The organism is Nocardioides secundeburneus (assembly GCF_039939255.1).
Taxonomy (GTDB): domain Bacteria; phylum Actinomycetota; class Actinomycetes; order Propionibacteriales; family Nocardioidaceae; genus Nocardioides.
In genome coordinates, this window is record NZ_JBDUUE010000004.1 from 321979 (window position 1) to 346103 (window position 24125).

Annotated in this window: 26 protein-coding genes; 20 read left to right on the forward strand and 6 right to left on the reverse strand. The window is 72.9% G+C overall.

Features of this window, described 5'->3' with window-relative positions; translation table 11 throughout:
* The first annotated feature begins 8 nt into the window (after window positions 1-8).
* From ABFT23_RS12500 to ABFT23_RS12545, 10 genes are all read left to right on the forward strand, one after another.
* A complete protein-coding gene (locus ABFT23_RS12500; protein ID WP_347895619.1) occupies window positions 9-1082 on the forward strand; it encodes a zinc-dependent metalloprotease in 1074 nt (357 codons plus the stop codon).
* Entirely contained in the window at window positions 1082-2077 is a 996-nt protein-coding gene (gene tilS, locus ABFT23_RS12505; protein ID WP_347895620.1) for a tRNA lysidine(34) synthetase TilS, read from the forward strand. Before ABFT23_RS12500 ends, tilS begins: the two co-directional genes overlap by 1 nt.
* A gap of 10 nt (window positions 2078-2087) precedes the next feature.
* A complete protein-coding gene (gene hpt, locus ABFT23_RS12510; protein WP_347895622.1) occupies window positions 2088-2639 on the forward strand; it encodes a hypoxanthine phosphoribosyltransferase in 552 nt (183 codons plus the stop codon).
* A 320-nt stretch (window positions 2640-2959) separates the two neighbouring features.
* The gene (ftsH, locus tag ABFT23_RS12515) at window positions 2960-5038 is read left to right on the forward strand and encodes an ATP-dependent zinc metalloprotease FtsH (protein ID WP_347895624.1); all 2079 of its coding nucleotides are present in this window, start codon (window positions 2960-2962) and stop codon (window positions 5036-5038) included.
* 9 nt (window positions 5039-5047) lie between these two features.
* Window positions 5048-5665: a GTP cyclohydrolase I FolE gene (gene folE, locus ABFT23_RS12520; RefSeq protein WP_457623386.1), complete on the forward strand. Its 618-nt coding sequence runs from the start codon at window positions 5048-5050 to the stop codon at window positions 5663-5665.
* Window positions 5666-5738: 73 nt separating this feature from the next.
* Window positions 5739-6560 carry a dihydropteroate synthase gene (folP, locus tag ABFT23_RS12525; RefSeq protein WP_347895626.1) on the forward strand — a complete coding sequence of 274 codons (822 nt, stop codon included), beginning with the start codon at window positions 5739-5741 and terminating at the stop codon, window positions 6558-6560.
* Window positions 6557-6931 carry a dihydroneopterin aldolase gene (folB, locus tag ABFT23_RS12530; protein ID WP_347895628.1) on the forward strand — a complete coding sequence of 125 codons (375 nt, stop codon included), beginning with the start codon at window positions 6557-6559 and terminating at the stop codon, window positions 6929-6931. The genes folP and folB overlap by 4 nt, the downstream gene beginning before the upstream one ends.
* A complete protein-coding gene (gene folK / locus ABFT23_RS12535; RefSeq protein ID WP_347895629.1) occupies window positions 6924-7493 on the forward strand; it encodes a 2-amino-4-hydroxy-6-hydroxymethyldihydropteridine diphosphokinase in 570 nt (189 codons plus the stop codon). The genes folB and folK overlap by 8 nt, the downstream gene beginning before the upstream one ends.
* Window positions 7494-7500: 7 nt before the next feature.
* Window positions 7501-7986 (forward strand): DUF3180 domain-containing protein, encoded by a 486-nt coding sequence (locus ABFT23_RS12540; protein ID WP_347895631.1) that lies wholly within the window; start codon window positions 7501-7503, stop codon window positions 7984-7986.
* A 106-nt stretch (window positions 7987-8092) separates the two neighbouring features.
* Window positions 8093-8710 (forward strand): hypothetical protein, encoded by a 618-nt coding sequence (locus tag ABFT23_RS12545; RefSeq protein WP_347895633.1) that lies wholly within the window; start codon window positions 8093-8095, stop codon window positions 8708-8710.
* Between the two features lie 10 nt (window positions 8711-8720).
* Here the strand turns inward: ABFT23_RS12545 and ABFT23_RS12550 are convergent, their stop codons facing one another.
* On the reverse strand, window positions 8721-9623 hold the full coding sequence (locus tag ABFT23_RS12550; protein WP_347895635.1) for a sulfotransferase: 903 nt from the start codon (window positions 9621-9623) through the stop codon (window positions 8721-8723).
* A gap of 43 nt (window positions 9624-9666) precedes the next feature.
* Here ABFT23_RS12550 and ABFT23_RS12555 point away from each other — a divergent pair, with 43 nt between their 5' ends.
* A complete protein-coding gene (locus ABFT23_RS12555; protein WP_347895637.1) occupies window positions 9667-10752 on the forward strand; it encodes a GNAT family N-acetyltransferase in 1086 nt (361 codons plus the stop codon).
* Between the two features lie 77 nt (window positions 10753-10829).
* Here the strand turns inward: ABFT23_RS12555 and ABFT23_RS12560 are convergent, their stop codons facing one another.
* The 5 genes from ABFT23_RS12560 to ABFT23_RS12580 form a co-directional block, all read right to left on the reverse strand.
* Window positions 10830-11771 carry an ABC transporter substrate-binding protein gene (locus ABFT23_RS12560; RefSeq protein ID WP_347895639.1) on the reverse strand — a complete coding sequence of 314 codons (942 nt, stop codon included), beginning with the start codon at window positions 11769-11771 and terminating at the stop codon, window positions 10830-10832.
* Complete coding sequence (locus tag ABFT23_RS12565; RefSeq protein WP_347895641.1) at window positions 11768-12550, reverse strand: ABC transporter permease; 783 nt, start codon at window positions 12548-12550, stop codon at window positions 11768-11770. Before ABFT23_RS12565 ends, ABFT23_RS12560 begins: the two co-directional genes overlap by 4 nt.
* The gene (locus ABFT23_RS12570; RefSeq protein ID WP_347895643.1) at window positions 12550-13263 is read right to left on the reverse strand and encodes an ABC transporter permease; all 714 of its coding nucleotides are present in this window, start codon (window positions 13261-13263) and stop codon (window positions 12550-12552) included. The genes ABFT23_RS12565 and ABFT23_RS12570 overlap by 1 nt, the downstream gene beginning before the upstream one ends.
* Complete coding sequence (locus ABFT23_RS12575) at window positions 13260-14120, reverse strand: ABC transporter ATP-binding protein (protein WP_347895645.1); 861 nt, start codon at window positions 14118-14120, stop codon at window positions 13260-13262. Before ABFT23_RS12575 ends, ABFT23_RS12570 begins: the two co-directional genes overlap by 4 nt.
* Before the next feature lie 157 nt (window positions 14121-14277).
* Window positions 14278-15399, reverse strand: a complete 1122-nt coding sequence (locus tag ABFT23_RS12580) for a glycosyltransferase family 2 protein (protein WP_347895647.1) — start codon at window positions 15397-15399, stop codon at window positions 14278-14280.
* Between the two features lie 28 nt (window positions 15400-15427).
* Here ABFT23_RS12580 and ABFT23_RS12585 point away from each other — a divergent pair, with 28 nt between their 5' ends.
* From ABFT23_RS12585 to ABFT23_RS12625, 9 genes are all read left to right on the forward strand, one after another.
* Window positions 15428-16486: a sulfotransferase family protein gene (locus ABFT23_RS12585; protein WP_347895649.1), complete on the forward strand. Its 1059-nt coding sequence runs from the start codon at window positions 15428-15430 to the stop codon at window positions 16484-16486.
* A 7-nt stretch (window positions 16487-16493) separates the two neighbouring features.
* Window positions 16494-17441, forward strand: coding sequence for a glycosyltransferase family protein (locus ABFT23_RS12590; RefSeq protein WP_347895651.1), 948 nt, complete (start codon window positions 16494-16496; stop codon window positions 17439-17441).
* Window positions 17438-18313, forward strand: a complete 876-nt coding sequence (locus tag ABFT23_RS12595) for a hypothetical protein (protein ID WP_347895653.1) — start codon at window positions 17438-17440, stop codon at window positions 18311-18313. Before ABFT23_RS12590 ends, ABFT23_RS12595 begins: the two co-directional genes overlap by 4 nt.
* Window positions 18314-18467: 154 nt before the next feature.
* Window positions 18468-19418 carry a Rossmann-like and DUF2520 domain-containing protein gene (locus tag ABFT23_RS12600; protein WP_347895655.1) on the forward strand — a complete coding sequence of 317 codons (951 nt, stop codon included), beginning with the start codon at window positions 18468-18470 and terminating at the stop codon, window positions 19416-19418.
* The gene (panC, locus tag ABFT23_RS12605; RefSeq protein WP_347895657.1) at window positions 19415-20299 is read left to right on the forward strand and encodes a pantoate--beta-alanine ligase; all 885 of its coding nucleotides are present in this window, start codon (window positions 19415-19417) and stop codon (window positions 20297-20299) included. Before ABFT23_RS12600 ends, panC begins: the two co-directional genes overlap by 4 nt.
* Window positions 20299-20715, forward strand: coding sequence for an aspartate 1-decarboxylase (gene panD, locus ABFT23_RS12610; RefSeq protein ID WP_347895659.1), 417 nt, complete (start codon window positions 20299-20301; stop codon window positions 20713-20715). Before panC ends, panD begins: the two co-directional genes overlap by 1 nt.
* A gap of 9 nt (window positions 20716-20724) precedes the next feature.
* The gene (locus ABFT23_RS12615; protein WP_347895661.1) at window positions 20725-22398 is read left to right on the forward strand and encodes an L-aspartate oxidase; all 1674 of its coding nucleotides are present in this window, start codon (window positions 20725-20727) and stop codon (window positions 22396-22398) included.
* Window positions 22398-23303, forward strand: coding sequence for a carboxylating nicotinate-nucleotide diphosphorylase (nadC, locus tag ABFT23_RS12620; RefSeq protein WP_347895663.1), 906 nt, complete (start codon window positions 22398-22400; stop codon window positions 23301-23303). The genes ABFT23_RS12615 and nadC overlap by 1 nt, the downstream gene beginning before the upstream one ends.
* A 4-nt stretch (window positions 23304-23307) precedes the next feature.
* A complete protein-coding gene (locus ABFT23_RS12625) occupies window positions 23308-24081 on the forward strand; it encodes a type III pantothenate kinase (protein ID WP_347895664.1) in 774 nt (257 codons plus the stop codon).
* Window positions 24082-24125 lie beyond the last annotated feature (44 nt).

Genomic DNA, 24125 nt, shown 5'->3' on the forward strand with positions numbered 1-24125 from the left:
TTCGGCCCATGAGCCTCCCGTCGTCCGACAAGCCGGCCGAGCGCCCCGGGCGCCCCGAGATGGTCGACTGGGACCTTGCCGTCCGCATGGCCTCCCGCCTCGCCGGGGCCGGGCCGGAGGTGTCGGCCGACGAGGCCGCCGCCGTGGTCGCCGAGCTGCGGGCGGGCGCCGAGCGGTCCACCGGGCTCGTGCGCGAGTTCACCGGCCTCGTCGCCGCCGACCACACCGCGCCGGTGCTCGTGGTCGACCGGCCGGGCTGGATCCAGGCCAACGCCGACGCCTTCCGCCACCTGACCGGCCCGATCGTCGACCAGCTCGCCGAGAAGCAGAAGAAGCCGCCGTCGGGCCTGGCCCTCGCCGTCGGCTCGCGCGTGACCGGCGCCGAGGTCGGCGGCCTGCTCGGCTTCCTGGCCGGCAAGGTGCTCGGCCAGTTCGACCCGTTCCACGCCCCCGACGGGCGCCTGCTGCTCGTGGCGCCGAACATCGTGCACGTCGAGCGCGAGATCGACGCCGACCCCACCGACTTCCGGCTGTGGGTCTGCCTGCACGAGGAGACGCACCGCGTGCAGTTCACCGCGGTGCCCTGGATGCGCGACCACATGTTCGCCCAGGTGCAGGCACTCTCGGCGACCGTGAGCCCGTCGGGCCTCGACGAGCTCGTCAAGCGGGTCACCGACGCGCTCGGCAACGGCATCGGCAAGGCCAGCATCGTCGACCTCCTCAGCACGCCCGAGCAGAAGGCCATCCTCGACGGCATGACCGGGATGATGTCGCTGCTCGAGGGCCACGCCGACGTCGTCATGGACGACGTCGGGCCCACCGTCATCCCCTCGGTCGCCTCGATCCGCAAGAGCTTCACCCAGCGGCGCAAGGGCGTCGGCAGCCTCGACCGGCTGCTGCGGCGCCTCCTCGGCCTCGACGCCAAGATGGCGCAGTACCGCGACGGCGCGACGTTCGTGCGTGCCGTCGTCGACAAGGTCGGCATGGAGGAGTTCAACGTCGTGTGGGAGCGCGCCGAGCACCTGCCGTCCAAGGCCGAGCTGTCCGACCCGGAGGGCTGGGTCGCCCGGGTGCTGGGCTGATGCCCGGCGACCTCGACGAGGTCCGTCTGGCCGTCCGGCGCTCGCTGGTCGAGACCGGCGTCGACACCGTCCTGGTCGCCTGCTCCGGCGGCGCCGACTCCCTCGCGCTGCTCGCGGCCGCCGTCCACGTGACCCGGCCGCACGCCGTCCGGGTGGTCGGGGCCGTCGTCGACCACGGCCTGCAGGACGGCTCGGCCGAGCACACCACCCGGGTCGTCGCGCAGATGGCCGCGCTCGGCGTCGACGAGACCGTCTCGGCGCGCGTGCAGGTCGACGACGGCGGCATCGGTCCCGAGGCCGGCGCCCGGGTCGCCCGCTACGACGTGCTCGACCAGATGGCCCACCACTTCGGCGCGCAGCGGGTGCTGCTCGGCCACACCCTCGACGACCAGGCCGAGTCGGTGCTGCTCGGCCTGGCCCGGGGGAGCGGCGGGCGGTCGCTCGCCGGCATGCGGCCGGCGTTCCACCACGGCGACGACCCCGACGGGCCGCTCTTCGTGCGCCCCCTGCTCGGCCTCCGCCGCTCGCAGACCGAGGCGGCCTGCGCAGCCGAGGGCCTCGCGTTCTGGGACGACCCGCACAACCAGGACCCGCGCTTCGCCCGCGCCCGCGTGCGCCACGTCGTCCTGCCGACCCTCGAGCGCGAGCTCGGGCCCGGCATCGCCGAGGCGCTCGCCCGCACGGCCACCCAGCTCTACGACGACACCGGGCTGCTCGACGCGATCGCCCGCGACCAGCTCGCCGAGCGCTACGACGACGAGACCGGCTTCGACGTGCGCACGCTCGAGCCCCTCGACGCCGCCATCCGCGACCGGGTGCTGCGGCTGGCCGCGATCCGGGCCGGGTGCCCGCCGTCCGAGCTCACCTTCGCGCACGTGCTCGAGCTGCGCCGCCAGGTGGCCAACGACCGCAACCTGCCCAAGCACGTGCAGCTGCCGGGGCACGTGACGGCGATCCGTGAGGGCGACGTCCTGCGTTTCGGCCGAACCATCTAGCCTGATCCGCATGGACGCCGCGCACATCGACGACGACCTGGTGAACGTCCTCTTCACCGAGGCCCAGATCCAGGAGAAGCTCGGCGAGCTCGCCGCCCGGATCGAGCAGGACTACGAGGGCGAGGACCTCCTCATCGTCGGCATCCTGCGCGGTGCGGTGATGGTGATGGCCGACATGGCGCGCGCCCTCACGCGGCACGTCGAGATGGACTGGATGGCCGTGTCCTCCTACGGCTCGGGCACCAAGTCGAGTGGCGTCGTGCGCATCCTCAAGGACCTCGACACCGACATCTCCGGGCGCCACGTGCTCATCGTCGACGAGATCATCGACACCGGCCTCACGCTGTCGTGGCTCACCTCGAACCTGACCTCGCGCAACCCGGCGAGCGTCGAGATCTGCACCCTGCTGCGCAAGCCCGAGGCCCAGCGCATGCCGGTCGACGTCAAGTACGTCGGCTGGGACATCCCCAACGAGTTCGTCGTCGGCTACGGCCTCGACTACCGCGAGCGCTACCGCAACCTGCGCGACATCGGCACCCTCGCGCCGCACGTGTACAGCTGACCACACGCTGATCGAGGTGCGAGCGGAGCGAGCCTCGAGATCTCCGGCCTTCCGCGTCCGAGCCGACCGGGGTCAGGGGTCTCGAGGCTCCTCGCAGGGCTCGTCGCACCTCGACCAGCGTGAGTCGCAGGGCTCGTCGCACCTCGACCAGCGTGAGTCGCGTGAGGGGCAGGCGTTCGGTCGGGACCGGCTGGCCCGAACGGGTCAGGGGCCGATCCGGGACGGCTAGACACCGGTTTGAGAGGATGGTTCCGTCCCCGGCGACCTGTACCGTCGTGGGCTCAGCAGCGCCGCAGGGCGCCAACAGCGAGAGTGTGGTCGTGAAGCGCGTTTTCAAGGGTCCCTGGGTCTGGATCGCGGTCGCCGTGGTGGCCGTCGTCCTGGCACTCCAGCTCCTCGCGTCCGGTGGTGGCTACGACGACGTCCCGACGTCGCGCATGCAGGAGTACATCGCCAAGGACCAGGTCAAGGACATCAAGTTCATCGACGGCGAGCAGAAGATCGAGGCGACGCTGCAAGACGGCGTCCGCGACGACGGCGACCAGGTCGCCTCCTACTGGGTCGCCGGGCAGCAGCAGGGCCTCATCGCGCAGGCCGACGCCCAGCTCGAGACCAACGGCGGCAAGCTCGAGAAGCTCGAGTCGGAGAACCCGCAGCCGAGCACCCTCGCCAGCATCTTCTTCACGCTCATCCCGTTCATTCTCATCATCGCCTTGTTCCTGTGGCTGATGAACAGCGTCCAGGGTGGCGGCGGCCGGGTCATGCAGTTCGGCAAGTCCAAGGCCAAGCTGATCACCAAGGACATGCCGAAGACGACCTTCGCCGACGTCGCCGGCTGCGACGAGGCCATCGAGGAGCTCGGCGAGATCAAGGAGTTCCTCCAAGAGCCGGCCAAGTTCCAGGCCGTCGGCGCCAAGATCCCCAAGGGCGTGCTGCTCTACGGCCAGCCCGGCACCGGCAAGACGCTGCTCGCCCGCGCGGTCGCGGGCGAGGCGGGCGTGCCGTTCTACACGATGTCCGGCTCCGACTTCGTCGAGATGTTCGTCGGTGTCGGCGCCAGCCGCGTGCGCGACCTGTTCGAGCAGGCCAAGGAGAACGCGCCGGCGATCGTGTTCATCGACGAGATCGACGCCGTCGGCCGTCACCGCGGTACCGGCATGGGCGGCGGCCACGACGAGCGCGAGCAGACCCTCAACCAGCTCCTCGTCGAGATGGACGGCTTCGACGTCCGCGGCGGCGTCATCCTCATCGCCGCCACCAACCGGCCCGACGTGCTCGACCCCGCGCTGCTGCGCCCGGGTCGCTTCGACCGCCAGATCCAGGTCGATGCCCCCGACCTCGCCGGCCGCACCCAGATCCTGAAGGTCCACTCGCGCGGCAAGCCGCTCGCCCCCGACATCAACCTCGAGAACGTCGGACGCCGCACGCCCGGCATGTCCGGCGCCGACCTCGCCAATGTGCTCAACGAGGCCGCGCTGCTCACCGCGCGCAACAACGGCAAGATGATCGACGCCGCCGCGCTCGACGAGGCCATCGACCGCGTGATCGCCGGCCCGCAGCGGCGCACGCGGCTGATGAACGAGCAGGAGAAGCTCGTCACCGCCTACCACGAGGGCGGCCACGCGCTCGTCGCCGCGGCCATGCCGCAGACCGACCCGGTGCACAAGATCACGATCCTGCCGCGCGGTCGCGCCCTCGGCTACACGATGGTGATGCCCGACGAGGACAAGTACTCCCAGACCCGCTCCGAGCTGCTCGACAAGCTGGCCTACATGCTCGGCGGGCGGGCCGCCGAGGAGCTGATCTTCCACGACCCGACCACCGGCGCCGGCAACGACATCGAGAAGGCCACGGGGCTGGCCCGCGCGATGGTCACCCAGTACGGCATGACCGAGAAGCTCGGCGCGATCAAGCTCGGCAGCGACAACAGCCAGCCGTTCCTCGGCCGCGACCTCGGCCACTCGCGCGACTACAGCGAGGACGTCGCCGCGATCGTCGACGACGAGGTCACCAAGCTGCTCACCACGGCCCACCAGGAGGCCTTCGACGCCCTCGAGCAGAACCGCGACGTCCTCGACGCCCTGGTGCTCGCGCTGCTCGACAAGGAGACCCTCAACAAGGAGGAGGTCGCCGAGATCTTCAAGCCGCTGCGCCGCCGTGAGGCACGCCCGGCCTGGACCGGCTCGCCGACCCGCCGACCCTCGGAGATCCCGGCCGTCGAGATCCCGCAGGAGGTCCGCGACCGCGTCGCCGCCAACGGCCTGCTGGCCAAGTCCGACACCGGCGGCGCCGTCGTCACACCGCCCGGGCCCGGGGGCGACGTCCACGACCCGGGCGTCGCCGCCCCGGGCGACCAGCCCACGCCGCCCTGGCCGGGCGGCACCGGCGGGCCTGCGTAGGCTCGCCGGGTGACCGACCCGATCCACCAGCCGGCGACCGACCCCGCCCAGGTCCCCGACTACGACCACGAGCGTGCCGCTGCCGCCGTGCGCGAGCTGCTCTTCGCCATCGGCGAGGACCCCGACCGCGAGGGTCTCCTCGACACCCCGGCCCGGGTGGCCCGCGCCTACGCCGAGCTGACCGTCGGGCTGCGCCAGCGCCCCGAGGACGTGCTGACCACGACCTTCGACCTCGGCCACGACGAGATGGTCCTGGTGCGCGACATCGAGCTGTGGTCGATGTGCGAGCACCACCTGGTGCCGTTCACCGGCGTCGCCCACGTCGGCTACATCCCGGCCGCCAGCGGCAAGATCACCGGGCTGTCGAAGCTGGCCCGCCTCGTCGACGTCTACGCCAAGCGCCCCCAGGTGCAGGAGCGCCTCACCACGCAGGTCGCCGACGCGCTCGTCGACATCCTCGAGGCCCGCGGCGTCATCGTCGTCATCGAGGCCGAGCACCTGTGCATGACCATGCGCGGGGTCCGCAAGGCCGGTGCCCGCACCACCACCTCGGCCGTGCGCGGCACCATGCGCACCGACGCCGCCACCCGGGCCGAGGCGATGGCGCTCATCCACCGCGCCCACTGAGGCGCCCACTGAGGCGGCGACGCGTGCCCGGGCCGACACCGGCGCGCTCGCCCGCGTGGTGGATCCTGGTCCGATGATCGTGATGGGCGTCGTCAACGTCACGCCGGACTCGTTCTCCGACGGCGGACGCTACGCCGACACCGCCGCCGCCGTGGCGCACGGACGACGCCTGCTCGCCGACGGTGCCGACGTGCTCGACATCGGCGGTGAGTCCACCCGGCCCGGCGCGACCCGGCCGCTGGTCTCGGAGGAGCTCGACCGCGTCGTCCCGGTGATCGAGGCGCTCGCGGCCGAGGGCGCCATCGTCTCGGTCGACACGATGCGCGCCGAGGTGGCGGCCGCGGCCGTCGCCGCGGGAGCGACGATCGTCAACGACGTCTCGGGCGGGCTCGCCGACCCCGCGATGCTGACCACCGTCGCAGCCACCGAGGCCACCTACGTCGCCATGCACTGGCGTGCCCACAGCGACCGGATGACCGACCTCGCCACCTACGACGAGCCGGGTGGCCCCGACGACGTCGTGCACGCGGTCGTGCGCGAGCTCGGCGACCGGGTCGCGGCGACCAGGGCCGCCGGCCTGCCCGACCACCGGGTCGTGCTCGACCCCGGGCTCGGTTTCGCCAAGCGCGGCGACCACAACTGGCAGCTGCTCGCCGGCCTCGACGCCGTCGCCGGGCTCGGGTTCCCGCTGCTGGTCGGGGCCAGCCGCAAGTCGTTCCTCGGTGCCCTGCTCGCCGGTCCGGACGGCGTCCCGCGGCCCGTCGCCGAGCGCGAGACGGCCGGCCACGCGATCACGCTGGTGCTCGCCCAGCGTGGCGTCTGGGGGGTCCGGGTGCACGACGTCCGAGGCACCCGTGATGTGCTGACCGTGTGGGAACAGCTGCGCGAGGGATGACCGACGAGCTCGCCGTCACCGGCATCGAGTGCTGGGGTCATCACGGCGTCTTCGAGTTCGAGAAGCGCGACGGACAGACCTTCGTGATCGACCTCGTGCTGGGTCTCGACACCCGTCCCGCGGCGGCCTCCGACGACTTGCACGACACCGTCGACTACGGGAGTCTCGTGACCTCGGTGAAAGCCGCCGTAGCTCGAGACCCCCTCGACCTGATCGAGGCTCTGGCCCAGCGGATCGCGGACGTCTGCCTCTTGGACGGTCGTGTTGAATGGGCCCGGGTCACGGTCCACAAACCGAATGCCCCCATCGACGCGACGTTCTCCGACGTCGCGCTGACGATCACCCGAGAGCGTGAGGTCCCCCGTGACTGAGACCCCCAACCCCAACATCGTCGACGCCGACACCCTCACCGGTGAGATGCGTCCGATCCGGCGGGTGGTGATCGCACTGGGGTCCAACCTGGGCGACTCGATGTCGGCCCTGCAGGGCGCCGTCGACGCCATCGCCGACACCCCCGACGTGTGGGTCACCGGCGTCTCCCCGGTCTACGAGACCACCCCGGTCGACTGCCCGCCCGACGCGCAGAACTTCCTCAACGCGATCCTGCTGCTCGACACCACGCTCGCCGCCAACCGGCTGCTCGAGCGGGCCCTCGCCGTCGAGGACGCCTACGACCGCGAGCGCAGCGACGTCCCCAACGCCCCGCGCACCCTCGACGTCGACCTGATCGTCGTCGGCGACCGCCGCAGCGACACCGAGACGCTCCAGCTGCCGCACCCGCGCGCCGCCGAGCGCGCTTTCGTGCTCAAGCCGTGGTTCGACCTCGAGCCCGACGCCGAGCTGCCCGGCTACGGCCCGATCGCCGAGCTGCTCGCCAAGACCGGCGTCGACGGCCTCACCGCGCGCGAGGACCTCACGCTCGACGTCGAGTGACCCGCGCGTGAGCGCGCCCTCCGACCCGCAGGGCGGCGGGACGCTGCGACCGACGCCGCCGGCGATCCTCGCGGCGTGGGCCGTGATCGGCCTCGTCCTCGGGTGGCTCGTGCGGCTCGTGATCGAGCGCCTCGACCGGGTCCCGCCGCTGGTGAGCTGGGCCCAGCCCCTCGGCCTGCTCCTCGTCGCCGCGATCCTCGGCGGCACGGCCTGGGCCACCTACCGCACCGTGCACGTGCGGCACGAGCGCCTCGAGCCGCACCAGGCCGTCAACCGGCTGGTCCTCGCGCGCGCCTGCGCCTACGCCGGCGCGATCGTCGGCGGCGGCTACCTCGGCTACGCCGCGAGCTGGCTCGGCGACGCCTCGCCCCTCGCCGACGACCGCGTCGTCCGCTCGTCCCTCGCCGCCCTCGGCGGTCTCCTGATGGTCGTCACCGCCCTGCTGCTCGAGCGTGCGTGCCGGGTACGCCAGGACGACGACCCGGAGCGGTAGGGGCGCCGCTGCCGCGGCCTGGTCCTGCGGTGGCCGCGCCAAGGGACGTCGACCCGCCCCGGTGCGCCTGCGCCGCCGGCGGGCCCGGGGCTACTACCTTGCGACCATGACTTCCCCGTCTGCTCGACCCGGTCCTGCCGTGCGCCGTCGTCAGCGCTCGACCCGGCTCCTCGTGGCCGGCGCGCTCCTCGCGCTGGGCGTGGTGGCTGCGGTCGCCGCGCTGATCAGCGGCTCGTGGCTGGTCGCCACGATCGCCGCGGTCGCCGCCTCCGTGCTCGGCGCCGCCGCCACGCGCATCACCTACACCGAGGTCGCCGACACCCGGCGTGCGTGGGCGCGCGACCGGGCCCAGCAGGCGCAGGCCTACGCGGCGATCACCGAGACCCGCACGACCGAGCAGGCGCTCTACGTCGCCGACACCAGCGGCCGGATCGCGCGTCACGAGGCGACGATCGGGCGGCTCGAGAGCCGCCTGGCCGACGCCGCGACCGAGGTCGCCGACACCCGCGAGGCGCTGGCCGTAGAGCAGGCGAAGGTGCTCGCCGTCCAGGACGCCTCGGAACAGGACCTGCGGCGCCTGCAGGCGCGCCTCGAGGACGCCGAGGAGCGCGCAGCCGTCGCCGTCGTCCGGGTGGCCGAGCTCGAGCACGAGCTCGACGTCGTCCAGGCCGAGCTCGTGGCGTGGCAGTCGACGGGTGCGGCGCTGCGCAAGAAGCACGCCTGACGCCGGCGGCTCAGCCGAGCACCCAGCGTGCGTGGGGCCAGTGGCGGGCCACCTCGAGGTCGGGACGCAGACGGTCGACCTCGCGGTAGGTCTCGGCGTAGTGCCGGGCCACGATGCGCGCGACGTCGTCGGGCACCGTCGCCACGTCGCGCGGTGAGGTGTTGCTCGGCCTCGACAGCGCGCGGGGCACCCGGCGCGTGATGCCGACCAGCTCGCTCACCGACGCGGCGACGTCGGGGTCGGCGATCATGGTCTCGAACAGGCCTACGAAGACGTCGTCGACGGGGAAGGCCTCGCCCATGCGGCGCAGCGTCTCGTGGTAGCGGGTCCGGGCGGCGAAACGCTCGACGGCGTGGTCTGAGCGCAGCTCGTCGATGCTGGAGCCACCGGAGCCGTGCTGGGTGTAGGCCGCCCGCATCCGGATCTGGGACCACACCCGGTCGACCGGGTCGCGCATCAAGAAGATCGCGGCCGTGCGCAGGCCCCGCTCGGCGAAGCCGTCGCGCACGCCGACGAGGTGGTCGGTGTGGAGCAGTGCGTGCTCGGGGCTGAGGTCGCCGGTGGCGCGGACACGGTCGTCGCGGTCGACCAGCGAGGCGAAGTGGTCGAAGTAGATCCGCAGGTCGGCCACCATCGCCGCCCGGAGGAGGAGGCGACCAGCGCGCGGCCCGGGCGCGCCCTCCTCGACCTCGTCGAGCGACGTCCGGGCCCCGGCCACCAGGTGGTCGCGCAGCCACCGCTCGGAGGCCAGGTGGTGCGCGTCGAGGACGTGGTACTCCTTGCGGAACCCGCGACGGAACTCGGGGGACGCGCCGAGGTAGCGGCCGAGCCACGTCGTCCCGGCCTTCTGGGCGCCCATGCCGAGCACGAAGGTCGGTCGGGCATCGGGCGCGGACGCCGGCTGTCGGGGCATGGCCGTGAACGTAACGCACGGGCGTGCGGCACAATCGAGTGCCGTGATCCCCGACGAGTCCCGTTTCGAGTCCGACCCCGAGGAGATCGTCGGCGACGAGCCCACCGGCCTCGCCGAGGGCTGGAGCGTCGGGACGCCCGACCCGGCCGACCGGTTCGAGCTGGCGCGCCTCACCCAGCTGCTCCGCGACCACGAGCGGGCGGGCCGCGGGTGGGCCGGGGCCGGTGTCGACGACGTGCTGGTCGAGGTGTCGGAGGCGGGCCTGCGCACCCGCGAGAACGTGGTGGTGCGCGACGAGACCGGGCTGATCCAGGCGTGGGGGAGCGTGCACGACCGGGCCGGCGGACGGATGCTGTTCGTGCACGTCGTCTCGCGCGAGCTCGACGAGGCCACCGGCCGGGCGTGCTCCGACCTGCTCGTCGAGTGGTCGGTCGGCCAGGCCGTCGCCGTCGGGACGGCGCGCGGGCTCGAGGTGCAGCAGATCGACACCGGCGCCTACGCCGGCGACGAGCGCCAGGCGCGGTGGCTGGCGGCGTCCGGCTTCACGCGGGTGCGCACCTGGTGGCAGATGTCGCGCCCGGTCGGCCGCGACGAGGGCGCCTTGGTGCCGTCGGTGGAGTCGTGGTCGACGCCCAAGGGTGTCCGCATCCGCCAGGTGCGGCGGGCCGACGACGGGATGCCGGAGGAGAGCGACCTGCGCGCGGTCCACGACGTGCTCGAGGAGGCGTTCCTCGACCACTTCAACTCGTGGGAGGAGACCTTCGACGAGTTCCTCCACCGCCTGCGCGAGGACCCCGGCCACCGCTGGGACCACTGGTGGCTCGCCGAGCTCGAGGACGACGGCGAGGCCGTCGGCGCGCTCGTGGGCACCGTCTCCGAGGGCGGCCCCGGCCAGCCCGACGGCTCGTACGTGTCCTACATCGGCGTGCGCGAGGCCGCCCGCGGGCGCGGCGTGGCGAAGGGCCTGCTCCGCACGATCGTCGCCGACGCCGCCCTGCGCGGTCGCGACCGCGTCGGCCTCGAGGTCGACGCCGACTCCTCCACCGGAGCCGACGGGCTCTACACGTCGATGGGCTGGGAGACCAGGTACGTCACCGAGAGCTGGCACCGCGACGTGCCGGTGGGCTGAGACGACAGCGCCGGCCCGTCCAGGAGTGGACGGGCCGGCGCTGCCGGTCGGTGCTGCCGATCAGTGAGCGACAGACCTCAGATGAGGCCCTTGTCGGTGAGCCAGTCGGTGGCCGCGGTGGCCGCCGAGGCCTTCTCGTCGCCCTCGACCCGGTCGCGCAGCGCGATCAGGTCCTCGGTGGTCAGCTCGGCCGAGATGGCGTCGAGCGCCTCGCCGATCTCGTCGGTGTAGGCGTTGTCGGCGATCAGCGGGATGATGTTCTGCGACGCGATGAGGTTCTCGGGGTCCTCCAGCACCACGAGGTCCTCGGCCACGAGGGCCGGCGACGTCGTGTAGATGTCGGCCACCTGCACCGAGTCGTCGACCAGGGCCTTCACGGTGTCGGGCCCGCCGAAGTCCTCGATCGGGACGAACTCGACGTCGGTGACGCCGTAGGTGTCGGCCAGACCGGGGATGCCGTAGCCGAGCTCGCCGAACTGCGGGTTCGCGCCGAGCTTGAACGGCTCGATCGCCGACAGGTCGCCGATCTCGACGAGGTCGTTCTCGTCGGCCGTCTGACGGGTGACGACGTAGGCGTCCTTGTCCTCGGCCTCGGCGGAGTCGAGCACCCGCAGGTCGTCGACGGCGACGGCGTCGACGAGGGCCTCGTCGACGTCCTCGGTCGTGCGCTGGGTGAACTCGGTGTCGTAGTAGGCGAGCAGGTTGCCGTTGTACTCGGGGATCAGGTTGATCGAGCCGTCCTGCAGGGCCGGGATGGTCTGCTGGCGCGGGCCGATGTTGAACTTCTTCTCGACCTCGACGCCCTTGGCGTCGAGCGCCTGGAAGTAGATCTCGCCGAGGATCTCGCTCTCGGGGTAGGCGAACGAGCCGACCACGATCTTCTCGCCGCTGGCGACGTCCGCGTCGGTGTTGTCGCTGCCGGTCGAGGTCGGGTCGTCGGAGCCGCAGGCTGCGAGAGCGGTCGCGAGACCGAGCCCGGCGACGATGGCGCCGAAGCGGCGCAGGCGGACGTGGTTCATGAGGGTGTCTCCTTCTTCTCGCGCCTCGGGGGCGCGTCCGGTCGTGGTGACCGGAGAGTGGGGCGGCGGCGTGCCGCGGGGCGATGGTCCGAGAGACCGGGGGTGGCGGTGAGGCGCTGGACGACGGCGAACAGCGCGTCGACGACGAGGGCGAGCGCGGTGACCAGCAGCGCGCCGCCGAGGATGCGGTCGTAGTCGTTGAGCCCGATGCCGCTGGTGATGATGCGACCGAGGCCGCCCAGGCCGGCGTAGGAGGCGATCGTGACGGTGGCGATGACCTGCAGCGTCGCGGCCCGGAGCCCGCCGACGATGAGCGGGAGGCCGAGCGGGATCTCGACCTTCACCAGGATCTGCCACTCGGTCATGCCGTTGGCGCGGGCGGCGTCGATGGTCTGCCGGTCGACCGACTCGAGCCCGGCGTAGGCGCCGGCGAGCATCGAGGGGATGGCGAGGACGACGAAGGCGATCGTCGCGCCGACGATGGGCGCGGTGTCGAACGAGAGCCAGTAGCCGAACACCATGAGCAGGAAGTACAGGAGCCCGAGCGTCGGCAGGGCCCGCATGGCGCCGGTGAACGAGATTACGAACTGTCGGGCACGACCGGTGTGGCCGATGTAGAAGCCGAGCGGCAGCGCGATCGCCGCGGCGATGAGCAGCGAGATCACGGTGTAGCGCAGGTGCTCGATCAGTCGGTCCTGGATCGGGAGCGGGCTGATGCTGCCCGACTGCCACTGCGCCGGGTCGAAGATCCAGCGCAGCGCGCTGAGGAGGAGGTCCATCAGACGCCCCCGGTGCCGACGACGGGAGCCCGGGTCTCGGGCCCGGGGACCGGGACCTTCCGGCGTCGAGGGCCGCCGCGGTCGGGACGGTTCCAGGGCATCAGGATGCGTCCGATCGTGACGATCAGCAGGTCGAAGACGAGCGCGAGGAGGAGGCTGACGACGATGCCCACCACGACCTCCTCGAGGATGCCGCGTTGCTTGCCGTTCTGGAACAGGTAGCCGAGGTTGTTCGAGCCGATGATGACCCCGACCGAGACCAGGGCGATCGTGCTCACCGAGACCACCCGGATGCCCGCGAGGAGCACGGGCCCGGCGAGCGGCAGCTCGACGCGCACGAACCGCGCGGCGGGGGAGTAGCCCACGGCGGTGGAGGCGTCGATCGTCGTCCGGTCGACCGAGGCCAGCGCGTCGGCGGCCGAGCGGGCCATGATGGCGACGCCGTAGATCGTGAGCGCGACGACGAGGTTGGTGTCGTCGAGCACCCGGGTCGGGATGATGGTCGGCAGGATGACGAACAGCGGCAGCGACGGGATCGTGTAGAGCAGGCTGCCGCCGCCGATGACCAGCCCGCGCAGCGCCCGGTTGCGGGTGGCGATCCAGCCCAGCGGGATGGCGAGCACGAAGCTCAGCACGATCGGCACGATCGCGAGCCGGACGTGGTTGACCGTGAGCTCCCGGATGAGCCCGAGGTTGTCGAAGGTCCAGCTCATGTGCCCGCCCCGCCCTTGGACAGCGGGTCGACCTGGCCGTCGCGCAGGACGCCGATCGGTCGGCCGTCGCCGTCGACGACGAGCGTGAGGCCGTCGTCGCCGGGACGTTGCTGCAGGTGCAGGGTGCGCTTGCCCTTGTCGGCCCCCACGAAGGAGGCGACGAAGTCGTCGGCGGGCTCGGCGAGGATCTGCGCCGGCGTGCCGGCCTGGGCGATGCGGCCGCCCTTGGCGAGGATGACCACCTGGTCGGCGAGCAGGAACGCCTCGTCGATGTCGTGGGTGACGAAGACGATGGTCTTGCCCAGCTCGCGCTGCAACCGGACGAGCTCGGCCTGCAGGTCGGCCCGCACGATGGGGTCGACGGCGCCGAACGGCTCGTCCATGAGCAGGATGTTGGGGTCGCCGGCCAGGGCCCGGGCGACGCCGACCCGCTGCTGCTGGCCGCCGGAGAGCTGGCGGGGGTAGCGCCGGGCGAGCGAGCGGTCGAGGCCGACCGTGTCGAGCAGCTCGAGGGCCCGTGCGCGGGCCTCGGACTTGCCGGTGCCGGTCAGGAGCGGGACGGTGGCCACGTTGTCGACGACGCGGCGGTGCGGCAGCAGGCCGGCGGCCTGGAGCACGTAGCCGATGCTGCGCCGCAGCTCGACCTTGTCGCGTCCGGCGATGTCGACGCCGTCGATGGTGATCCGCCCCGAGGTCGGCTCGATCATCCGGTTGACCATGCGCAGCAGCGTGGTCTTGCCGCAGCCGGAGGAGCCGACGAACACCGTCGTCTGGCGTGAGGGCAGCACGAGGCTGAAGTCCTCCACGGCCACCGTGCCGTCGTCGAACTGCTTGGACACCGAGTCGAACTCGATCATGGGATGACCCGTCTGTCGGCCGGTTTGGAGGATGGAGCCGACCCACAGTAACCGCAGCGACATACCCGAAGGGGCGATTGGGCGCGTCAGAACCCGTGTTGCGCCTGGCTTCTGAGCCCGGACGACCCTTGTGAGGGGCGTGTGCCGGGGGGCCTGCTCAGCGCTCGGAGTCGCGGACGTCGATCGCCGCCCGGTCGACCGACCCGGCCGGGAGACCGGGCACGTCGAGGCGGGTGCCGTGGGCGTCGTCGACGCGGGGCACGCGCTCGCCGGGAGCGAGCGTGTGGACGTAGTCCATGACGAGGGTGGCGTCGGCGCGGCGGCCCTGCTCGACCAGCCAGCCGGTCAACCGGTGCACCGGCGGCAGCCCCGAGTGCACCAACGAGCGAGCGCCCCAGAACTCGCGCACGCCCGACTCCAGCAGCGCGTACCACTCGTCGTCGGCCTCGGGGATGAGCAGGAAGTAGCGGTGCAGGTCGCCGGGCAGCACCTTCTCGAGCATCGCCTTCGTGACCTTCGACGAGCCGTAGTCGAGCACCGTGGCGCGGGCCATGCGCTTGGTCGCCCACCGGTCGCGCAGGTCGTCGAGCGAGGCCCGCTGCTGGGTGATCGAGCTGCCGTCGGAGCGGATGCGCCAGTGGTAGACGACGTCGGGCACGACGCCGAACCGGCGGGCCTGCACGTAGGCCCTCGTGGTGGTCGGCTGGTCCTCGTAGCGGTGGCCCTCGACCCAGGCCAGGTCGGCGTCGTCCCAGAAGTCGCGGCGGAACAGCTTGTTCCACGCGAACACGTCGCCGAGGATCTCCGGGTGCTGGTCGACGACCAGCGCGGCGCGGTCGCGGTGCAGTCGACGCATCCACGGCGGCTGCACGAGCTCGGTCTCGGCGCCGGGGGTCCACCAGGCGATCGAGCCGGTCACGAAGTCGCAGCCCGAGCGGTGCAGTTGGCGGTGCAGCACCTCGTAGGCCGTCGGCGGCACGGTGTCGTCGGAGTCGGCGAAGGTGACCAGCGGCCCCGTCGTGTGGCGCAGGCCCTCGTTGCGGGCCGCGCCGAGGCCGTGGTTGTCGGTGTGGACGACGCGCACGCGCGCGTCGCGCCCGGCGTAGTCGTCGGCGATCGCGCCGGAGCCGTCGGTCGAGCCGTCGTCGACGACGACGACCTCGAGGTCGGCCCACGTGGAGGCGAGCACGCTGTCGAGGCACTCGGCGAGGTAGGCCTCGACGTCGTAGACCGGGACGACGACGCTGATCCGGGGGGGAGTGCGTCGGGTCCAGCGCATGGTCTGGAGGTTAGTAGGCTCAGCCCCCGTGAGTGATCCCGTCCCCGACTACCCGCGCACGGCCCTGTTCGTGGCCGGCGCCGGCCGCAGCGGCACGAGCACGATGGCCGGGCTGATGAAGATCCTCGGCCTGCACGTGCCGCAGCCGGAGGTGGTCGCCGACGCGACCAACCCGAAGGGGTTCGGCGAGCCGCAGTGGGTTGTCGACCACCACGACCGACTGCTGCGTGAGGCGCTCGTGCAGGTCAGCGACAGCCGGCCCGAGGCGTGGTTCGACACCGGTCGGGTCAGCACCCGCGAGCCCGAGCGCATCGCCACCGCCGCCTGGCTCGAGAGCCACTTCGAGGTCAGCCCCGAGCTCGTGGTCAAGGACCCGCGACTGAGCTGGTTCCTGGGCCTGTGGCGCGTCGCCGCCGTCCGCACCGGCGCGCGCCCGGTCTTCGCCACCATGCTCCGCCCGCCGGCCGAGGTGGTCGGCAGCAAGCAGACCTACTACGCCAACAAGCTCGGCTCGGCCCACCTCGCGGCGTCGTGGCTCAACATGCTGCTGCACACCGAGCGCGGCACGCGCGACAGCGACCGGGTCTTCGTCCGCTACGCCGACCTGCTCGACGACTGGACCCGCGTGACCATGGACGTCGGCGAGCGGCTGCAGCTGCAGCACGTGCTGCACGCCAACAGCGAGCAGATCCGCGACGGGCACCGCTTCGTCGACCCGTCGCTGCGCCGGATGACCCAGACCCTCGACGACCTCGGCCTGCCGAAGCGCCTGCACGAGCTGGTCTCCGAGACCTGGGACCAGCTCAACCGGCTCGCCGAGCCCGGCGGCGACACCGCTGAGGCGCACGCCACCCTCGACGCGCTGCGCGAGGCCTACGCCGACCTCTACGCCGAGTCGGCCGCCATCTCGCGCTCCTCGGTCGTGCACGCCGAGCACCGGCTGAAGGGTCGGGCCCTCCCGGCTCCCGAGCCCGAGCCGGCGGCGCCGGGCGTCGTCGACCGCATCCCGCACGGCGTCCGGGCCGCGATCCCGCCGTCGGTGCGTCGCGGCCTGCGCAAGGCCGCCGGCCGCGAGCGCTCCGAGTGAGCCCGGCATGACCGCCCACGCCGGCACCACCGGCATCGCGAACCTCGAGGGCCACACCGACTTCGACATCACCTGGCCCTGGGCCCGGCCCGAGGGCCTGCGGGCCGGCTCGACCGCCGTCCTGCGGGTCAAGGACGAGGCGCTGTCGATGCCGTGGGTGCTGCCGCCGCTGCTGCGCGCGATGGACCACGTGCTCGTGGTCGACAACGGCTCGACCGACGGCACCCCCGACGTCACCGCCGCCACCGCGAGCGAGGCGGGGCTCGCGCACAAGCTGACCCAGACCTCCTACCCGTTCGCCGTCGCGCGCGCCGGGGCCGAGCACCGCGCCGTCCACGAGCTGTCGGTGCACTCGCTCAGCTACTTCTACAACTGGTGCTTCGCCCAGGTCGGCACCCGCTACTCGTTCAAGTGGGACGGCGACATGGTGCTCACCGCCGAGGGCGAGGCCTCGCTGGCCGACCTCGCCTGGCAGGTCGGCGACGTGCAGTCGATCATCCGGGTGCCACGCCACGGCCTCTACCTCGACTCGCGGACGCCGTCGCGGGGCTGGCTCGACCTCGGCCTGCGCAACGCCGAGGAGTGGGGCTTCCCGATCGGTCCCGACTTCGTGTTCACCAAGGCCTTCGAGTGGGAGGTGCGCACGACCCCCAAGCCGGTGATCTCCATCGGCCTGCCGCACGGGTTGTGCGTCGAGCTGAAGTACCTCGACGGCGACGAGTTCGCCCACTGGACCGATCCGGCGTCGTTCGCCACCAGCTACCGCAACAAGCGCAAGCGCCGCGAGTGGCAGGTCTTCAACTCGTTGAACGACGGCGTCGTGCCCGAGGGCGTGCACGAGATCGTCGCCCCCGACGGCGTCCACGTCGTCGACCACGTCACGCGCGAGTGGCTGCCGCGGGCCCCGCGGCCGCTCGAGGTCGGCACGGTCGTCACCTCGGACGACGTCCGATGACCCCGCGGCTGGCCGTGCTCGGCGCCCTGCTGGCCGCCTCCACGCTGCTCGCCGCCTGTGGCCACGAGAACGACGACGCCCCGGTCGGTGCCGAGCCCGCCGTCCCGTTCCCCGACAGCCTCACCGCCTACGTCGACCAGAGCCGCCTGGCCCGCATCGGCCGCGACGTGTTCGTCCGGCTGGTGCACGAGGGCAAGGGCACCGTCACCGTCACCCGCGCCGAGGTCACCTCCGCACGCTTCGGCGCGGTCACGTGGACCGGCGAGGAGACCTTCATGAACGAGGCCGACCTGCCGTTCGAGATGCCGGCCGGCACCTGCGGCACCGGCGCCGACGCCGAGGTGCGGCTGACCTACCGCCTCGACGACGGCCCCGAGCAGGTCTCGACCACCACCGCCACCGACCGCTACGGCGCGATCGCGCTGCTGCTCGAGCGCGACTGCGCGCAGGCGACGTTCGACGAGGCCGCCGACCTGACCCTCGGCGAGCCGCGCGTGGTCGGCGGCCGCGGCCGGTCGTCGTACTACGAGCTGCCGGTCACCATCACCGCGACCGGTGATCGCGACGACGTCTCCTTCGGCGGCTTCGAGCGCACCGTGCTGTTCAGCCTGCGCGACGGCTCCGCGGTGTGGCCGACGACGCCGGCCGTGCCCCTCACCGCCGGCACCACGTTCCGCCCGGTGCTCCGCCTGGTGCCGGGGCGCTGCGACCCGCACGCCCTCGCCGAGGACAAGGTCGGCACCCTGGTGCCGCTGCACGTCGAGGCGCCCGGGCTCGCCGACAACGCGCTGTTCCACCTGCCGCTGTCCGACGACGCCCGCGCCACCCTGCGGCGGTTCTTCGCGACGTACTGCGACCTCGACGTCGGGTGACGCCGGTCGGCGTGTGCGCGGGCGACGTGCGCCACGTCACGTTCCGGAGACATCGCGGAAACATCGCGGCTAGCGTGGGCGTTGCACTGCTGACAGCACCACCCGAACCCAGACGTCCGGTACCCCTCGCGGGACTGGAACCGAGGAGCTCGACATGTCGCACCACCCGAGCGAGCCCGCGCGCCCGCACACCGAGAGCTCCGACCGGTACCGCATCGGCGTCATTGGTGCCGGACGCGTCGGCGCGGTCCTGGCCGCGGGTCTCCGCGCCGCCGGGCACGACGTCGTCGCCGCCGCCGGCGAGTCCGACGCCTCCCGCGGTCGTGTCGAGGCCCTGCTGCCGGGCGTGGCCGTGCTCAAGCCCAGCGCGGTCGCCCGCGCGGCCGACCTGCTGCTGCTCACCGTGCCCGACGACATGCTCGCCAACGTCGTGACGGTGCTCGCCGACAGCGGCGCGATCCGCGAGGGCCAGCTCGTCGTGCACACCAGCGGCCGGCACGGCCTCGCCGTCCTGGCGCCCGCCGTCGCGGTCGGCGCCCGCACCGTCGCGCTGCACCCCGCCATGACGTTCACCGGCACCGCCGTCGACCTCGAGCGCCTCGGCGGGTGCGTGTTCGGCCTGACCGCCGAGCCCGAGGAGCGCGACGTCGCCGCCTCGCTCGTCGCCGACCTCGGCGGGCGCCCGATGTGGGTGCCCGAGACCCGGCGCTCGCTCTACCACGCCGGCCTGGCCCACGGCGCCAACCACCTCGTCACCCTCGTCACCGAGGCGATGGAGATCCTCGCCGCGGCCGGCGCCGACGACCCCGCCGCCACCCTGCGCCCCCTGCTCACCGCCGCGCTCGACAACGCGCTCGAGCACGGCGACGCGGCGCTCACCGGTCCGATCGTGCGTGGCGACGTCGGCACGGTCGAGGCACACCTCGAGAGCGTGCTCGCCGAGGCGCCCACCACGCTGCCCTCCTACCTCGCGCTCGCCCGGGCCACCCTCAGCCGCGCCGTCACCGACGGTCGTCTGCTGCCCATCCGGGCGCTGCGCCTCAGCCAGGTGCTCGACGACGCCGAGGCCACCGCCGCGGCGCGCCCGGTCCGCCGGCTGACGTGAGCGCCACCCCGCAGCTCGTCACCGGCCGGGCCGAGCTCGCCGCGACCCTCGCCGCACCCCGGCGCGACGGCGCCCGCGTCGGCCTCGTGCCGACCATGGGTGCGCTGCACGAGGGCCACGCGAGCCTGATGACCCGGGCCCGCGCCGACGTCGGCGACGGCCCGGTCGTCGTCTCGGTGTTCGTCAACCCGATGCAGTTCGGGCCGGGGGAGGACCTCGACCGCTACCCGCGCACCCTCGACGCCGACCTCGAGGTCTGCGCCGACCGGGGCGTCGACGTCGTCTTCGCCCCGCCGGTCGAGGAGGTCTACCCGGTCTGGCCGCCGTCCGTGACCGTCGACCCCGGCCCCCTCGCCGACCTGCTCGAGGGCGTCACCCGGCCCGGCCACTTCGCCGGCGTGCTCACGGTCGTGGCCAAGCTGCTCGGCCTCGTGCGCCCCGACGTCGCCGTCTTCGGCCAGAAGGACTACCAGCAGCTCGTGCTGATCCGGCAGCTCGCGGCCGACCTGTGCCTCGGCGTCGAGGTCGTCGGGGCCGAGACCGTGCGCGAGCCCGACGGCCTCGCGCTGTCGAGCCGCAACCGCTACCTCGACGCCGAGCAGCGGCGCCACGCGCTCGCGCTGCACCGCGCGCTGCGCGTCGCTGCCGAGGCGGCGCCGTCCGGGCTGTCCGCCGCGCTCGACGCCGCCCGTGCCGAGGTGCGTGACGCCGTCGGGGTCGACCTCGACTACCTCGAGATCACCCGGCCCGACCTCTCGCCGGTGCCCCGCGACGCCCCGGCCGGCACCGAGGCCCGCGCGCTCGTCGCGGCCCGGGTCGGCACCACCCGCCTGATCGACAACCTGCCCCTCGTCCTGGGCCACACCGGAGGAACCGCCTGATGCTGCGCACGATGATGAAGAGCAAGATCCACCGCGCCACGGTGACGCAGGCCGACCTGCACTACGTCGGCTCGGTCACCGTCGACGAGGACCTCCTCGACGCCGCCGACCTGCTCGCCGGCGAGCTGGTGCACATCGTCGACATCACCAACGGCGCCCGGCTCGAGACCTACACGATCGCCGGCGAGCGCGGCAGCGGCGTGATCGGCATCAACGGCGCCGCCGCCCGCCTGGTACACCCGGGCGACCTGGTCATCCTCATCGCCTACGCCCAGATGGAGACCGCCGAGGCACGCGAGCATCAGCCGCACGTGGTGTTCGTCGACGCCGACAACGCGATCCTGGCCACCGGCTTCGACCCCGCCGAGACGTTCGGCGACGACACGCTGCGCCGAGGCGACCTCACCGCGCACTAGTCTCGGACGATGCCCACCGCTGTGCGCCGTCTCCCGGGCCGGCTGACCGCCCCCGAGCCAGGCTGGACCACCGAGGCCGACGTCGTCATCGTCGGCTCCGGCATCGCCGGCCTCACCGCCGCGCTGCGCCTGCGCGGTCAGGTCGACAAGATCCTCGTCGTCACCAAGGACCGGCTCTCGGCGGGCTCGACCCAGTGGGCCCAGGGCGGCATCGCGGCCGCCCTCGGCCCGGGTGACAGCCCGCACGACCACGCCGTCGACACCCTCGTCGCCGGCGCCGGGGCGTGCGACGCCGAGGCCGTCCAGGTGCTCGTCGACGAGGGCCCGGACGCCGTCCGCGAGCTGATCGCGCTCGGCGCCGTGTTCGACCACGGGCCCGACGGCGTCCTGTCGCTGACGCGCGAGGGCGGCCACCACCGCGACCGCATCGCGCACGCCGGCGGTGACGCCACCGGCGCCGAGATCCAGCGGGCGCTGGTCGCGGCCGTCGGCGCCGCACCGGAGATCGAGGTGATCAAGCGGGCGCTCGCCGTCGACCTGATGCTCGACGCCGACGGCGCGGTGGCCGGGCTGACGCTGCACGTGATGGGCGAGGGCCAGCGCGACGGGGTCGGCGCCGTCCGGTGCCGGGCGGTCGTGCTCGCCAGCGGCGGCCTCGGCCAGGTGTTCAGCCAGACCACGAACCCGTCGGTCTCCACCGGCGACGGCATGGCCCTCGCGCTGCGCGCCGGCGCGACGCTGCGCGACCTCGAGTTCGTGCAGTTCCACCCGACGGTGATGTACCTCGGCGCCGACTCCACCGGCCAGCAGCCACTGATCTCCGAGGCCGTGCGCGGCGAGGGCGCGTTCCTCGTCGACTTCGAGGGCGACCGGTTCATGCAGGGCGTGCACGAGCTCGCCGACCTCGCCCCGCGCGACGTCGTCGCCAAGGCGATCATGCGGCGCATGCTCGACACCGGCCACCCCCACATGTGGCTCGACGCGCGTCATCTCGGCGCGGAGTTCTGGGAGCGCCGCTTCCCGACCATCCTGGCCACCGCCCGCTCGCACGGCGTCGACCCCGTCACCGCGCTCATCCCGGTCGCACCGGCGTGCCACTACGCCTCGGGCGGCGTGCGCACCGACCTCCACGGCCGCTCCGACGTCCCGGGGCTCTACGCCACCGGCGAGGTCGCGTGCTCCGGCGTGCACGGCGCCAACCGGCTCGCCTCCAACTCGCTGCTCGAGGGCCTGGTGTTCTCGCGCCGCATCGCCCAGGTACTGCCCGGCGAGCTGCGGCCGTGGGGCGAGCCGGCCGCCGACGCGCGCACCCCAGGCCTCGTCTCCGGTGAGGCGCGCGTCGAGCTGCAGGAGGTGATGACGTCGCACGTCGGCGTCCTGCGCGGCTCGGCCGGGCTCGGCGAGGCGTCCGCCGTCCTCGACAAGCTCGCCGGGCAGGGCTCGACCGTCGTCGACCTCGCGGCCTGGGAGACCACCAACCTGCTCACCATCTCCACCGTGCTCGCCGAGGCCGCGACGCTGCGCGAGGAGACGCGCGGCTCGCACTGGCGCGACGACTTCCCCGACCGCGACGACGCCCGCTGGGCCGGGCACGTCGACACCGTGATGACCGCCGACGGCGACGGGCACTGCGCCGAGACGACCTTCCGGCCCGCCGCCGCCACCGACCAGGACCTCGCCTGATGCCCATCGCGCGCACCGCCCTGGCCGACCTGTCGTCGTCCCTCGTCGACGAGCTGAGCGCCGCGGGCCTCGACCCTGCCGCCATCCACACCCACGTCGCGCTCGCCTTCGAGGAGGACCTCCCCGGCGGCGTCGACGACGCCACCAGCGCGGCCATGCCGCCGATGGGCCGCGCGGTCGCCGACATCGCCGCCCGCGAGCCGGGTGTCGTGGCGGGGCTCGCGGTCGCCGAGCTCGCCTTCCGCTACGCCCTCGGCGACGACGTCGAGGTCACGGGCCGGGTGCCCGACGGCACCCGGGTCGCACCGGGCGACGTCGTGATGACGGTGTCCGGACCGGTGGCCGGCGTGCTCACCGGCGAGCGCACGGCGCTCAACTTCGCCTCGCACCTGTCCGGCGTCGCCACCGCGACGTCGCGCTGGGTCGACGCGCTCGAGGGCACCGGCGCCCGGGTGCTCGACACCCGCAAGACCCTGCCCGGCTGGCGCGCGCTGCAGAAGTACGCCGTGCGCTGCGGCGGCGGCACCAACCACCGGTTCAGCCTCGTCGACCGCGCGATGGTCAAGGACAACCACGTCGTCGCGGCGGGCGGCGTCGTCGAGGCCTACCGCGCCGTCGTCGCCGCCCACCCGGGGCTGCGCGTCGAGGTCGAGGTCACCGACCTCGACCAGCTGCGCGCGGTGCTCGAGGCCGGTTGCACCGAGGTGCTGCTCGACAACATGGACGACGCCACGATGGCCGAGGCGGTGCGCATCAGCGCCCGCCGGGCCAGCCTGGAGGCCTCCGGCGGCCTCACCCTCGACCGGGCCCGTGCGGTGGGCGCCACCGGCGTCGACTTCATCTCCGTCGGCGCCCTCACGCACTCGGTGGTCGTGTTCGACCTCGGCCTCGACTTCCGGGAATAGTCCGATGCCATTGCTCGCGGTCGACGTCGGAAATGCGCACACGGTCCTCGGCCTGATCTCGTCGGGAACGGTGAGCGACGAGTGGCGGGTCTCCACCGACGAGCACCGCACCGCCGACGAATGGGCGGTGCTGTTGCGCGGATTGCTGCGTCGCCATCTCGACACCATCACCGCAATTGCGGTGTGCTCGACCGTTCCGGCCGTCACCTTGGCCGCGCGCGACATGCTCACGCGCCATTTCGGCGACGTCGAGCACCTCATCGTCGAGCCCGGGGTGAAGACCGGGATACCGGTGCTCATGGACAATCCCCGAGAAGTCGGCACCGATCGCATCGTGAATTCCCTGGCCGCCGCCTCCGAGTACGGCGGCCCGGCGATCGTCGTCGACTTCGGCGGCACCGCGACCACCTACGACGTCGTGAATGCCGCGGGGCAGTACATCGGCGGCTCGATCAGCCCGGGAATCGAGCTGTCCATCGAGGCCCTGGGCCGCCGCGGCGCGCAGCTGCGCCAGGTCGAGCTCGTGCGCCCGCGCACGGTGATCGCCAAGAACACCGTCGAGGCGCTGCAGTCGGGTCTCGTGTTCGGCGTGGCCGCCCAGGTCGAGGGCATCGTCGAGCGCATGATCGACGAGCTCGGCGCCGACGTCGGCGACGTCCGCGTGATCGCGACGGGACATCTCGCCCCGTTGGTCATCGACGAGTGCGACTGCTTCACCGACGTCGACCCGTGGCTCGCCCTGAAGGGCCTCGAGCTCGTCTTCCGTCGGAATATGTAAGACCTGTCCTTTCTGTCATAGTGAATTCCGATATCTCGGATTCA